The sequence below is a fragment of the Piscinibacter sp. genome (assembly GCF_047600445.1).
GTDB lineage: Bacteria > Pseudomonadota > Gammaproteobacteria > Burkholderiales > Burkholderiaceae_C > Piscinibacter.
In genome coordinates, this window is the sequence record NZ_JASGKT010000002.1 from 1,010,922 (window position 1) to 1,023,612 (window position 12,691).

The 12,691-nt window shown below is 71.4% G+C and carries 13 protein-coding genes; 8 read left to right on the top strand and 5 right to left on the bottom strand.

Translation table 11 applies throughout. From position 1 onward, the window contains the following. Positions 1 to 62 precede the first annotated feature (62 nt). The 5 genes from asnB (at position 63) to QM792_RS08870 (ending at position 7,109) form a co-directional block, all read left to right on the top strand. A complete protein-coding gene (asnB, locus tag QM792_RS08850; RefSeq protein WP_415149278.1) occupies positions 63 to 1,868 on the top strand; it encodes an asparagine synthase (glutamine-hydrolyzing) in 1,806 nt (601 codons plus the stop codon). A 3-nt stretch (positions 1,869 to 1,871) separates the two neighbouring features. After that, positions 1,872 to 3,398 (top strand): class I adenylate-forming enzyme family protein, encoded by a 1,527-nt coding sequence (locus tag QM792_RS08855; protein ID WP_415149280.1) that lies wholly within the window; start codon positions 1,872 to 1,874, stop codon positions 3,396 to 3,398. A gap of 43 nt (positions 3,399 to 3,441) precedes the next feature. Next, positions 3,442 to 3,693, top strand: coding sequence for an acyl carrier protein (locus QM792_RS08860; protein WP_415149281.1), 252 nt, complete (start codon positions 3,442 to 3,444; stop codon positions 3,691 to 3,693). 2 nt (positions 3,694 to 3,695) lie between these two features. Beyond that, entirely contained in the window at positions 3,696 to 4,703 is a 1,008-nt protein-coding gene (gene nadE, locus QM792_RS08865) for an NAD(+) synthase (RefSeq protein WP_415149283.1), read from the top strand. Between the two features lie 114 nt (positions 4,704 to 4,817). Further along, the gene (locus QM792_RS08870) at positions 4,818 to 7,109 is read left to right on the top strand and encodes a UDP-N-acetylglucosamine 2-epimerase (RefSeq protein WP_415149285.1); all 2,292 of its coding nucleotides are present in this window, start codon (positions 4,818 to 4,820) and stop codon (positions 7,107 to 7,109) included. 33 nt (positions 7,110 to 7,142) lie between these two features. Here QM792_RS08870 and QM792_RS08875 read toward each other — a convergent pair whose 3' ends face one another. The 4 genes from QM792_RS08875 to QM792_RS08890 all read right to left on the bottom strand — a co-directional run bounded on the left by QM792_RS08875 (position 7,143) and on the right by QM792_RS08890 (position 10,593). Beyond that, the gene (locus tag QM792_RS08875) at positions 7,143 to 8,024 is read right to left on the bottom strand and encodes a DMT family transporter (protein ID WP_415149287.1); all 882 of its coding nucleotides are present in this window, start codon (positions 8,022 to 8,024) and stop codon (positions 7,143 to 7,145) included. Beyond that, positions 8,021 to 8,533, bottom strand: coding sequence for a methylated-DNA--[protein]-cysteine S-methyltransferase (locus tag QM792_RS08880; RefSeq protein WP_415149289.1), 513 nt, complete (start codon positions 8,531 to 8,533; stop codon positions 8,021 to 8,023). Before QM792_RS08880 ends, QM792_RS08875 begins: the two co-directional genes overlap by 4 nt. Further along, positions 8,530 to 10,008, bottom strand: coding sequence for an Ada metal-binding domain-containing protein (locus tag QM792_RS08885; RefSeq protein WP_415149291.1), 1,479 nt, complete (start codon positions 10,006 to 10,008; stop codon positions 8,530 to 8,532). The genes QM792_RS08880 and QM792_RS08885 overlap by 4 nt, the downstream gene beginning before the upstream one ends. 99 nt (positions 10,009 to 10,107) lie before the next feature. Beyond that, positions 10,108 to 10,593: a thioesterase family protein gene (locus QM792_RS08890; protein ID WP_415149293.1), complete on the bottom strand. Its 486-nt coding sequence runs from the start codon at positions 10,591 to 10,593 to the stop codon at positions 10,108 to 10,110. A gap of 100 nt (positions 10,594 to 10,693) precedes the next feature. Here QM792_RS08890 and QM792_RS08895 point away from each other — a divergent pair, with 100 nt between their 5' ends. The 3 genes from QM792_RS08895 to QM792_RS08905 are packed head-to-tail and all read left to right on the top strand — an operon-like array spanning position 10,694 to position 12,217. After that, on the top strand, positions 10,694 to 11,383 hold the full coding sequence (locus QM792_RS08895; protein WP_415149294.1) for a glutathione S-transferase family protein: 690 nt from the start codon (positions 10,694 to 10,696) through the stop codon (positions 11,381 to 11,383). Positions 11,384 to 11,420: 37 nt separating this feature from the next. After that, on the top strand, positions 11,421 to 11,732 hold the full coding sequence (locus tag QM792_RS08900) for an ArsR/SmtB family transcription factor (protein WP_415149296.1): 312 nt from the start codon (positions 11,421 to 11,423) through the stop codon (positions 11,730 to 11,732). Further along, on the top strand, positions 11,729 to 12,217 hold the full coding sequence (locus QM792_RS08905) for an SRPBCC family protein (protein ID WP_415149298.1): 489 nt from the start codon (positions 11,729 to 11,731) through the stop codon (positions 12,215 to 12,217). The genes QM792_RS08900 and QM792_RS08905 overlap by 4 nt, the downstream gene beginning before the upstream one ends. Before the next feature lie 57 nt (positions 12,218 to 12,274). Here the strand turns inward: QM792_RS08905 and QM792_RS08910 are convergent, their stop codons facing one another. Further along, positions 12,275 to 12,586, bottom strand: coding sequence for a c-type cytochrome (locus QM792_RS08910; RefSeq protein ID WP_415149299.1), 312 nt, complete (start codon positions 12,584 to 12,586; stop codon positions 12,275 to 12,277). Between the last annotated feature and the right edge of the window lie 105 nt (positions 12,587 to 12,691).

A 12,691-nucleotide genomic window follows, 5' to 3' on the forward strand; every position in this document is an offset into this window, starting at 1 on the left:
GCTGCACCACCGCGGCCCGGACGGCAGCGCGACCTTCGTCGACGGGCCGCTCGGCCTGGCGCATGCGCGGTCTGGCCATCATCGACCTGGCCACCGGTGGGCAGCCGATCGCCAACGAGGACGAGTCGCTGCACGTCGTCTTCAACGGCGAGATCTTCAACTTCGTCGAACTGCGCGCCGGCCTGGAGCGCCGAGGCCACCGCTTCCGCACGCACTCGGACACCGAGGTCATCGTGCATCTGTACGAGGAACGCGGCGACGACTTCGTCGACGAGCTGAACGGCCAGTTCGCGATCGCGCTGTGGGACCGCCGCCGCCGCCGCCTCGTGCTGGCGCGCGACCGCACCGGCATCCGGCCGCTGTTCTACACCCGCGATCGCGGCCGGCTCGCCTTCGCTTCCGAGGTCAAGGCGCTGTTCACGCTGCCCGGCGTGACGCGCGCGCTCGATCCGGCCGGCCTGGCCGCCACCTTCAGCTACTGGGCGCCGCTGGCGCCGGGCTCGATCTTCGCGGGCGTGTCCAGCCTGCCGCCCGGGCACCGCATGATCGTCGACGACGCCGGCGTGCGCACCGAGCGCTACTGGGACTGGACCTTCCCCGAAACCGTGCCCGAGGCGCGCCCGGAGGACGAGTGCGCCGAGGAACTGCGCGCGCTGCTGATCGACGCGGTGCGGCTGCAACTGCGCGCCGACGTGCCGGTGGGCGCCTACCTGAGCGGCGGGCTCGATTCGTCGATCATCACGACGATCATCCGCAAGCACACCGCGACGCCGCTGCGCAGCTTCTCGCTGGCGTTCGAGAACCCGGAGTTCGACGAAAGCGCGCACCAGGACGAGCTGGTGCGCCACCTCGGCACCGACCATTCGCGCCGGCTGTGCCGCACCGGCGACATCGGTGCCGCCTTCCCGCGCGCCGTCTGGCATGCCGAGGCGGCGCTGGTGCGCACCGCGCCGACGCCGATGATGCTGCTCGCGCACAGCGTGCGCGAGGCCGGCTACAAGGTGGTGCTGACCGGCGAGGGCGCCGACGAGGTGTTCGCCGGCTACGACCTGTTCCGCGAGGCCAAGGTGCGGCGCTTCATGGCGCGCGCGCCGGGTTCGCGCTGGCGTGGACGCATCCTCGAGCGGCTCTATCCCTACCTGCGGCATTCGCCGGCGGCGGGGCGCGCCTTCACGCAGCGCTTCTTCAGCGAGGGGCTGGACGAGATCGGCGAACCCTGGTTCGCGCACCTGCCGCGCATGGCGACGGCACGCCGCGCCTTGCAGTTCCTGCGTCCCGAGTGGCACGAGCGGGCGATGGCCTGGGACGCACGCGCCGCGCTGCGCGCCACGCTGCCCGAGGCGATCGACCGCTGGCCGCCGCTCGGGCGCGATCAGTACGTCGAGGCGCACACGCTGATGTCGGGTTATCTGCTGTCCTCGCAAGGCGACCGCATGGCGATGGCGGCGTCGATCGAGGCGCGCTTTCCGTTCCTCGACCACCGCGTCATCGAGTTCGCCAACCGGCTGCCGCCGCAGTACAAGCTGCGCGGGCTGGCCGAGAAGCACATCCTGAAGAATGCGATGGCGGCCGAGCTGCCGGCCTCGATCACCCAGCGCGTCAAGCAGCCCTACCGGGCGCCCGACAGCGCGAGCTTCTTCGCCGACGGCAAGCCGCTCGACTACGTCGCCGAACTGCTGAGCCCGGCGGCGATCGACGCGGCCGGCGTGTTCGACGCCGCCTCGGTCGGCCGGCTGCTGGAGAAGTGCCGCAGCGGCCGCGCCGTCGGCTTCGGCGACAACATCGCCTTCGTCGGCGTGCTGTCGACCATGCTGCTGCACCGGCAGTTCATCGCGCCGGCCGACGGCCCGCGTGCCATGGTGGCCTGAACCATGCTGCTTCACCACGCCTTCGAAGCGACCTGCGAGCGCGTGCCGGGCAAGACGGCGATCGTCTGCGGCGCCGAGCGGGTCAGCTACGGCGAGCTGGCCGCGCGCGTGACCGCGCTGGCCGCGTTGCTGAAGCGCCGCGGCGTCGAGCGCGGCGACCGTGTCGCGCTGTTCCTCGAGAGCGGCGTCGAGTTCGCGGTGGCCGTGCACGCCGTGCTGCGGCTCGGCGCGGTGTTCATGCCGCTGTCGCCGCTGATCAAGGCCGACAAGCTCGCCTACATCCTGGTGGACACGCGCGCCAAGGCGCTGCTGACGCAGGCCCACCTGCGCGGCGTGTGGCACGACGCGCTGCGCCGCAGCCCGTGCGTGGAAAGCTGCGTGGCGGCCGGCGAGAGCGGGCTCGACGAGCGCCTGCTCGGCTGGCCCGCAGCGGGCGAGGCACGCGGCGCCGAAGCGCGCTGCGACGAACTGATCGACCAGGACCTCGCCGCCATCATCCACACCTCCGGCACCACCGGCCTGCCCAAGGGCGCGATGCTCACGCACCTGAACATGTGCAGCGCCTGGGCCTCGGTGCAGGCCTACCTCGGGCTGCGCGAGGACGACGTGATCGGCCTGATGCTGCCGCCGGCGTTCAGCTACGGGCTCTATCATGTGCTGATGGGGCTGGGCCTGGGCGCGACGCTGGTGCTGGAGCGCTCGGTGGCGTTTCCGGTCAGGGTGGCCGAGACGCTGGCGCGCGAGCGCGTCAGCATCTTTCCCGGTGTGCCGACGCTGCATGCGGCGCTGCTGGAGCTGTCGGGCATCGCGGGTTACGACCTCTCGGCGATGCGCATCGTCACCAATGCCGCCGCGGCGCTGCCCGACGTGCACCTGCACCGCCTGCGCGAACTGCTGCCGCAGGCGAGCCTCTATTCGATGTACGGCATGACGGAGTGCAAGCGCATCAGCTACCTGCCGCCCGAGCAGCTCGCGATCCGGCCCACAAGCGTCGGCCGCGGCATGCCCAACCAGGAATGCTGGCTGGTCGACGAGTTCGGGCGGCGCCTGCCCAACGGCTCGACCGGCGAGCTGGTGGTGCGCGGCAGCCACGTGATGCGCGGCTACTGGGAGAAGCCGGTCGAGACGGCCGAGCGCCTCAAGCCGGCCGGTGCGGTGCAGGGCGAGCGCGTGCTCTACACCGGCGACGTGTTCCGCACCGACGCCGAGGGCTGGCTGTACTTCGTCGCGCGCAGCGACGACATCATCAAGACGCGGGGCGAGAAGGTCGCGCCGCGCGAGGTCGAGAACGCCATCCAGGCGCTCGACGACGTGCTCGAATGCGCGGTCGTCGGCGTGGACGACGCACGGCTCGGCCAGGCGGTCAAGGCCTTCATCACGCTCAAGCCGGGCGCGGCGCTGTCCGAGCGCGACGTGATCCGCCACTGCCTGGCCCGGCTGGAAAGCTACATGGCCCCCCAAACGGTGGTGTTCCGCGACCACCTGCCGCGCACGGATTCCGGGAAAATTCGCAAGAGGGGCCTGCAGTGAACGCGGCCCGCACCACCACACGAAGACGCTTCACGAGGATCCGATGTCTCAGACCAAGGCCACGCTGCGCCAGTACATCCGCGACAACTTCATCCTGGGCAGCCAGGCGATGAATTTCGCCGACGGCGATTCGTTCATGGAGCTGCACATCCTCGACTCGACCGGCTTCCTCGAACTCGTGTCGCACCTGGAAGAGGCCTACGGCATCACCGTCGCCGACGAGGAGATGGTGCCCGAGAACCTCGACTCGCTCGACGCGCTCGATGCCTTCCTGCTGCGCAAGCGTGCCGCGTGAACATGAGCGAGCCGACCACCGCAGGAGCGGCCGAGCTCTCGCCCGACGTCCTGAGGATCGACCTCGCCGCCGAGGCCGACCGCATCGCGCGCTGGATGGTCGACACGCTGTCGACGAAGCTGCACCGCCGCGGCGTCGTCGTCGCGATGTCCGGCGGCATCGACAGCTCGTGCTGCGCGGCGCTGGCCGTGCACGCACTCGGGCCGAAGAAGGTGTTCGGCCTGCTGCTGCCCGAGCGCGACTCCAGCGACTTCAGCACGCGCCGCGCGCGGCTGCTCGCCGAGCACCTGGGCATCGAGTACCAGGTCAACGACATCGCCCCGGCGCTGGAAGGCCTGGGCTGCTACGCGCAGCGCGACGAGGCGATCCGCCGCGTCTTCCCCCAGTACGGCGAGGGCTGGAAGAACAAGATCGTGATCGCCGGCGGCACCGAGCGCGGCATCAACTACTTCAAGCTGGTGGTGCAATCGCCCGGGGGTGAACTGCTCGACAAGCGCCTGCCGCTGAAGGACTACCTGCAGATCGTCGCCGCCACCAACTTCAAGCAGCGCGTGCGCAAGACGATGGAGTACTTCCACGCCGACCGGCTGAACTACGCCGTCACCGGCACGCCGAACCGGCTCGAGTACGACCAGGGCTTCTTCGTCAAGAACGGCGACGGCGCGGCCGACCTCAAGCCGATCGCGCACCTGTACAAGACGCAGGTCTACGCGATGGTGCGCCACCTCGGCGCGCCGGAAGAGGTGTGCAACGCCGTGCCGACCACCGACACCTACACGCTGGCGCAGGGGCAGGACGAGTTCTACTTCGCTCTGCCGCACGCGCAGATGGACCTGGCGCTGTGGGCGCACAACCACGGCCGCCCGGCGGCCGAGCTGGCGCGTGCGCTCGGCATCGGTGAAGCGCGCGCGGCGCTGGTGTACGCCGACATCGAAGCCAAGCGCCGCAGCACGCACTACCTGCATGCGCGGCCCGAGCTGGTGGCGCCCATCGCCGAGATCCACGCCTGAGATCGCCGCGCCGGCCGGCAACATTCCGGCCGCAAAGCCACGCCACTGAGGGCTTTTACCGTTCCGGCCCGAGCCCGGGCGCGCTAGGGCTGCCCGGCGCGGCATACTCGACGGATGTACGAGAGTCACTTCGGGATCAGCGGGCCGCCGTTCCAGCTCAGCCCCGACCCGAGCTTTTATTTCGACAGCCAGGGCCACCACGACGCGCTGGCGGCGCTGCGCCGCGGGCTGGCCGAGCCGGCCGGCTTCGTGGTCGTCAGCGGCGAGATCGGTGCGGGCAAGACCACGCTGGCGCGCACGCTGCTGTCCGAATTCGATGCGGCCAAGCTGGTGGTCGGCCAGGTTCTGACCACGCAGCTCGACGATGCCGAGCTGATGCGTGCCGTCGCGATGGCCTTCGGCATCGAGGGCGACGCCGCCAACGCCACGGCCAGCGCCGAGGACATCGAGCGCGACCTGCAGGCCTTCCTGCTCGCGCTGGCCAAGGAAGGGCGGCGCGCGGTGCTGATCATCGACGAGGCGCAGAACCTCGAGCGCAGTTCGTTCCACTGGCTGGCGCGGCTGGAGAAGGGCCATTCGCCGACGCGCATCCCGCTCAAGGTCTGCTTGGTCGGTCAGCCCGAGTTGCGCGAGCTGATCGCCTCCGGCGACCTGCTCGACGTGCGCGAGCGCGTCGCGGTGCAGTGCCACCTCGGCCCGCTCGCGCCGGCCGAGACCGGCGCCTACATCCACCACCGCCTCGCCAAGGTCGGCTGGAAGGGCGTGCCGAGCTTCGAGCCCGGTGCCTTCGAGGAGATCCACCGCTGGACCGGCGGCATCCCGCGCCGCATCAACCTGCTGTGCAACCGGCTGATGCTGTCGCGCTTCCTGAGCGCGACGACCAGCATCGACGCCGCCGCGGTCGCCGAGATCGCACGCGACCTGCGCGCCGAGATCGGCGACAACTCGCCGCTGCCGGCACCGGCTGCCGCGCCGGCCGCCGCGGCGCCGGCGACGGCGGCGCTGCCGGTGCTCGACGACCTCGTCGCGACGCCGCCGTCCGAGCCGCTGGACATCCAGTTGCTCGATCCGGTCGAGCCGCCGCCCGCACCCCCGCTGCGGCCCAAGCCGCGCAAGGACAAGGCACCCGCGTCAGCAGCGCCGGTGCCGAGCAGCGTCGACGTCGAGATCGACATCGGCCTGGAAACCACCATCGACGAGCACCAGCCGCAGCCGACCCTGCCGACGCTGCGCGGCGGCGCCGGTGGCGCCGAATCGCGCCCGCTGCTGTGCGTGGTGGGCGGGCAGGGCGAGCACGTCAAGGCCGCCGCGCTGATGCACGCCATCGCGGCGCGGGCCGAGCTGCCGGTGACGCTGCTGGTGCGCTGCTACGCGAACAGCGCCTTCGAGCGCCACAAGGAGATGTTCTCCGGGCTCGACGTGGCCGGCCGGCTCGTCAACCTCGGCATCGCCGGCGGCACCTACGCCGGCCGCGCCGCCGAGCTGATGAAACGCTTCGAGTTCGTCGTCGACCACTGCCAGCCCTCGGCGGTGGTCGTGTTCGACGGCAGCGACGCCGCGCTGTCCTGCGGCCTGGTCGCCAGCCGCAAGGGCCTGCCGGTGCTGCACGTCGGCGCCGGGCTGCGCAGCGGCGCGAGCGGCGATGCCGCCGACATCACGCGGCGCCTGGCCGACCAGCTCTCCGACGTGCTCTACACCACCGAGGCGCAGGCCAACCAGCAACTGGCGCAGGAAGGTGTTGCCGCCGACCGCATCCGCTTCGTCGGCAACACGCTGGCCGACGCGCTGCAGATCGCGCTGCGCAGCAAGCTCGCCGTGCCCAACCCGCGCGAGCGCCTCGGCCTGCCGGCCAACCTGCTGAACGACCGCAACGGCTACGGCGTGGTGGTGCTCGACGCCGCCGCCAACGTCGGCGACCGCCAGGTGCTGGCCGAGCTGATCAACATCCTGCGCGCGGTGGCGCGCGACGTGCCGCTGGTCTGGCCGATGCACGCGCGCACGCGCGAGCTGCTCGCCAAGTTCAAGCTCGACGCGATCGTCGCCAGCGAGCGCATCGCCACGCTGCCCTCGCAGAGCTATCCCTCGCTGGTGCAACTGATGTCCAACGCCACCTGCGTGCTGACCGATTCGTGGAGCGTGCAGGAGGAGGCGACCATCCTCTCGGTGCCCTGCCTGAGCATCGGCCTGGGTCGCGAGCGCGCCATCACCGCCGCGATCGGCTCCAACCAGGTGGTCGGCCGCAACAAGGCGCTGGCCACGCGCGCGGTGTGGGACTGCATCTTCAACGGCGGCAAGCGCGGCCGCGCGCCCGACCTGTGGGACGGCAAGGCGGCCGAGCGCATCGCGCAGCACATGGCGGGTTTCCTGGCCGCGCGGCGCGGCGCGCCGGAGCGCCTCGACGCCTGACAGATTCCGCTCGGGCTGAGCCCTTCGACAAGCTCAGGGTGAACGGAGGCGTGTGAACTTCAGCACGCCGGTGGCCAGCGCGGTGCCGAACAGGATCACCGCGCAGCCCAGCGCCATCGCCGGCGTCAGCGCCTCGGCGAGGAACAGCCAGCCCCACAGCACCGCGAAGGCCGGGATCAGGAAGGTCACCGCGATCGCGTTGGCGGCGCCGACGTGCGCGATCAGCCGGAAGTACATCAGGTAGGCCAGACCGGTGCACAGCAGCGCGAGCAGCGCCACCATCAGCCAGGCCTTGGCCGACGGCATCGTGGCCGGCCACCACAGCAGCGCCGGCAGCGCCAGCAGCAGCGCCGCGGAAAGCTGGCTGCCCGCCGCCACCGCGAGCGGCGCCGCGCCGTGCAGGCGCTTCTTCGTGAAGTTGGCCGAGAAGCCGTAGAGCAGCGTCGCCGCCAGGCAGGCGACGATGGCCCAGCCCGAGCCGCCCGGCTTGAACGAGGCTTTCTCCCAGGCCAGGCCGATCACGCCGGCGAAGCCGATCGCCAGCCCGAGCGCGCGCGACGGCGTCGGCCGCTCGCCCAGCCACCAGGCCGCGATCAGCGCGCCCCACAGCGGCGTCGACGCGTTGAAGATCGACGCCAGCCCGGCGCTGATCGACAGCGCCGCGTAGCTGTAGAACAGAAAGGGCAGCGCCGAGTTGGTGACGCCGACCAGGAAGATCGCGCGCCAGTGGCGGCGCAGTTCGCCCGCCTGTCCGCGCCACAGCAGCAAGGGCATCAGCACCAGCGCCGCGCCGGCGACGCGCACCGCGGCCAGCGCCACCGCGCCGAACTCGCCCGCGCCCAGGCGCATGAACAGGAAGGACGCGCCCCACAGCGCGGCCAGCGCCACCAGTTCGGCTCCGTCGGCCGTCTTCATGCTGCGCGCGCTTCCAGCGCCAGCAGCGCGCGCTTGCGCTCGACGCCGCCGGCGTAGCCGGTCAGCGAGCCGTCGGCGCCGAGCACGCGGTGGCAGGGCACCACCAGCGAGGCCGGGTTGCGGCCCACCGCCGCGCCCACCGCGCGCACCGCCGCCGGCGCGCCGAGCGCGCGGGCCAGTTCGCCGTAGCTGCAGGTGCGGCCGCTCGGAATGTTCAGCAACGACCGCCACACCGCGCGCTGGAAGGGCGTGCCGTGCAGGTCCAGCGGCAGGTCGAAGCGCGCCAGCGTGCCGGCGAAGTAGCGCTGCAACTGCGCTGCCGCTTCGCGCAGCAGCGGGTCGTCGGCATCGTGCGGCGCGGCCAGCGCGCCGGGGTGGTGCTTCTGGCCCTCGAACCACAGGCCGGCCAGGCCGTTTGCGGTGCGCGCCAGCAGCACGCGGCCGAGCGGCGTGTCCATGATCGCCTGCGCGGTGCAGGCGGCGTTCAGCGTGTTCGTCAACGTGTTCATCGGGCCGTCTCCAGGCTGTTCCACAGGCGCAGCACCGCGTAGGCGCGCCACGGCCGCCAGGCCTGGGCGCGCGCGTCGGCGCCGCGCTGGTTGGTCGTGCCGAACAGGCGCCGCATCGCCTTGAGCACCGCGACGTCGTTGGGCGGAAAGGCATCGGGCCAGCCGAGCGCGCGCATCGCGATGTAGTGCGCGGTCCAGGGGCCTATGCCGGGCAGCTCGCACAGCGCGGCGATGAACTCGTCGGGCGCGGCCGCCGGCGTCGTCAGCGTTTCGAATCGGGGCCAGGCCTGCGCCAACGCGATCAGGGCGCCGGCGCGCTGGCGCACGATGCCCAGGCTCGCGATGTCGCCCGGCGCCGCCGCGGCGAGTCGCTCGGGCGCGGGGAACTGGTGCGTGACGTCCGGCCACGGCGTCGCCAGCGGCTCGCCGAATCGCATCACCAGCCGGCTCGCCAGCGTGCGCGCCGCCGCCACCGTGACCTGCTGGCCGAGCACCGCGCGCACCGCCAGCTCGAAGGCATCGACGCTGCCGGGCAGGCGGCTGCCGCTGGCGCCGGGCAGGTCGGCGAGCGCGCGGTCGATGGCCTCGGGTGCGGCGTCGAGGTCGAGCCAGCGGCGCGCCGCCGCCGCGACGCGCGCGCTCGCCGCCGCCAGCGCCGGCGCGAAGCGCAGCCGCACACGGGCGCGCTCCGCGTCGAAGCTCGCCTCCATCCAGCCCGGCGCTTCGGCCAGCGCGCCGGCGCGCACGCTGCGCCGCACGCAATGTTCACTCACCGTCTCGACGCCCGGCACCGCGCGCTGCGCGAGAAAGCGCATCAGCAGCGTGTGCTCGAACGGCGGGCGGTAGGCGAGCGTGATGCTCACCGCGTCGAGCGCGGCGTCGCCCGGCGCGTCGCGTTCCGCCGCGCCGCGCAAACGGCTCGGGCTCATGCGGTAGCGCTGCGCGAAGGCCGCGTTGAAGCGCCGCAGGCTGCGAAAGCCGCTGGCCAGCGCCACCTGCGCAACCGGCATCGCGCTGTCGCTCAGCAACTGCTTGGCGAGCAGCAGGCGGCGCGTCTGCAGGTACTGCATCGGCGTCACGCCCTGCTCGGCGGCGAAGATGCGGCGCAGGTGCCGGTCGCTGACGCCCAGGCGCGCCGCCAGCGCCGCGAGCGACGCCGGCTCGCCGCTGGCCGCCTGCGCGTTCAGTTCGAGCGCCGCCTGGCGCGCCAGCGTGCGCGAGGCGTCCATCACGCTCCACGGCAGCCCGGCGCCGGGCGCGATCTCGGGGCGGCATTTCAGGCAGGGACGGAACGCCGCCGCCTCGGCCTGCGCCGGCGTCTCGAAGAAGCGGCAGTTGCGCCGCTGCGGCGTGCGCACGCGGCAGATCGGCCGGCAGTACACGCCGGTGCTCGTGACGCCGACGAACAGGCGTCCGTCGAAGCGCGCATCGCGTGCGGCGAGGGCTTGCCAGGCGGCGTCGGCATCGAAGGTCATGCGAGGCATTATCGGCCGCGCCCGCCGCGGCGCTGGCCGTTTTCGGACATGCCCCCGGGCGCGCGCCGGCGGCGCGACGCAGGCCTCGGCGTGACGGCCTCAGGCGACCATGTAGGCCGCGGCGCCGGTGGAGAGCAGCTTGCCGTCGGCGCCGAGGAACTCCATGCGCGTGGAGGCGACGCGCGAGCCCAGGCGCAGCACCTGCGCGGTCAGCTCGAAGCGCTCGCCGATGGCCGGGCGCAGGTAGTCGATGCGCAGGTCGATGGTGCCGAGCTTGCCGAAGCGGTGCAGGCGCTGCGCCGGCGCCTCGTCCATGTGGCGCGCGCCGATCGCGGCCATCACCGCCAGGCCGCCGAGCCCGTCGAGCGCGGCACTGATCACGCCGCCGTGCAGGCGGTTGTAGGTGAAGTGGCCGATGAGCTCTTCGCGCATCGCGATCGCGCCCCTGACGCTGTCGCTGGACACGGCGACGATGCGCAGGCCGAGCATGCGGTTGAAGACGATGCGCTGCTCGAAGATCTCCTTGAGGCCGGCGATGAACTCGGGCTCGAACGCGGGCGGGGGGGGCGGGGTGGGGGAACGCATGACCGCCGATGATAGGGGCGCAGAAGCTGACCCCTGCCGCGCTTGACGCGGTGGCGTGTTGAACAGATACTTTCCTAAATTGGAAAGTATTGCCGACGCCATGAACGCTCTCACGCTGCACTACCACCCACTCTCGTCCTATTGCCACAAGGTGCTCATCGCGATCGACGTGCTGGGCATCGAGGTGGAGAAGCGCTTGCTCGATCCGGGGGATCCCGGGGAGCGGGCGGACCATCTGTCGCTGTGGCCCACGGGCAAGATCCCGCTGCTGATGGACGGGCTTCGACCCGTGCCCGAGTCGAGCATCATGATCGAGTACCTTCAGCGCCGTCACGCAGCGCCCGGCCGCACGCTCATCCCGGACGAGCCGGACGCCGCGCTCGACGTGCGCTTGTGGGACCGCGTTTTCGACCTGCACGTGATGACGCCGATGCAGGCGCTGACCGCCGACCTGCTGCGTCCGGAAGACGAGCGGGATGCACGGAGCGTGGCCCGGGCGCGGGAAGGGCTGTCGTCGGCCTATGCCTTCATCGACCGCCACCTGGAAGGGCGCACCTGGGTGTCGGGCGGCGCATTCAGCATGGCCGACTGCGCCGCCGCACCGGCCCTGTTCTATGCGGTGACCCACGTGCCCTTGTCGCCGCAGCATGCCCACCTGACGGCGTACTTCGAGCGCTTGATGGATCATCCGTCGGTGGCGCTCGCCGTCGATCAGGCGCGGCCTTACTTCAAGTTCTATCCCGGGCGCGCTGGGCTGGCCCGGCGCTTCTTCGACGCGACAGCCGTCTGAGATGCGAGCGATCTCCGAACCGGCAGGCCTCGACCGCATGTTCTTTGCGCTGGCCGACGTGCATCGCCGCGGCATGCTCGATCGCCTGAGCCGCGGCCCGGCGTCGGTGTCCGAACTGGCCGAGCCGCTGGGCATCGCGCTGCCCTCGGCCGTCAAGCACCTGGCCGTGCTCGAGGCGGGCGGCTTCGTCGTCTCGCGCAAAGTCGGCCGCGTGCGCACCTACAAGGCCGAGTCCAGGGCGCTCGATGCGATGGAGGCCTGGGTCACGAAGCGCAAGATGCTGCTCAACGCACAGTTCGACCGGCTCGATGCCTACCTGGCCGGGCACAAAGGCAAGGCCGCGACATGAAGCACCACCCGAGCACGCACACCGACTTCGTCATCGAGCGCCGGTTCGACGCCACGCCCGAGGCGGTATTCGAGGCCTGGGCCGACCCGGAGGCCAAGCGACGTTGGTCCGACTGCCACGCCGAGCACACGACCGACTACCGCCTGGACTTCCGGCCATTCGGGCACGAGACGCACCGCGTCGCCTATCCCGACGGACGTGTTCAGCAGATCGAGAAGGTGTTCTTTGACATCGTCGCCGCGCGGCGCATCGTCTTCGCCTACGACATCCAGCTCGACGCTCGCCGGCTGTCGGTTTCGCTCGTGACGGTCGAGTTCTTCGCCTACGAGCGCGGCACGCGCATGGTCTACAAGGAACAACTGGCTTACCTGGACGGACACGAGGATCGCGCCCGGCGCCTGCGTGGAACGGAAGAAAGCCTGGACCGGCTGGGCCTGGAACTGATGGCCCCCGGCGGGCAGGGGCAAGCCGGGGGCCGGCAATGAAAAAGCCCCGCATTCGCGGGGCTTCTCGCTCGTGCTGCGGGCCCGTGGCCCGCGCACTCACTTCAGGCTGAGGATCCAGGTGACCAGCTTCTTCGCTTCGGCGTCGTTCACCTGCGCGTTGGCCGGCATCGGGATCTGGCCCCAGGCGCCCACGCCTCCCTTGATGACCTTCTGCGCCAGCTTGTCGACGGCGTCTTTCTGACCGGCGTACTTGGCGGCGACTTCCTTGTAGGCGGGGCCGACGACCTTCTTGTCGACCGTGTGGCAGGCCATGCAGTTCTTGGCCTTGGCGAGGGCTTCGTCGGCCAGCGCGGGAGCGGACACGGTGACCGCGGCGGCGATCAGCGTGAGGGCGGGAACCAGCTTCATCGTCTTCCTTTCGAGATCAAACGGGGAAATCTGCGGAGGTTTCGACACCCCGGCAGCCACGCGGTCGGCTACAGTGGCATCAACGGATTGTAGGGGCAGCGGTTG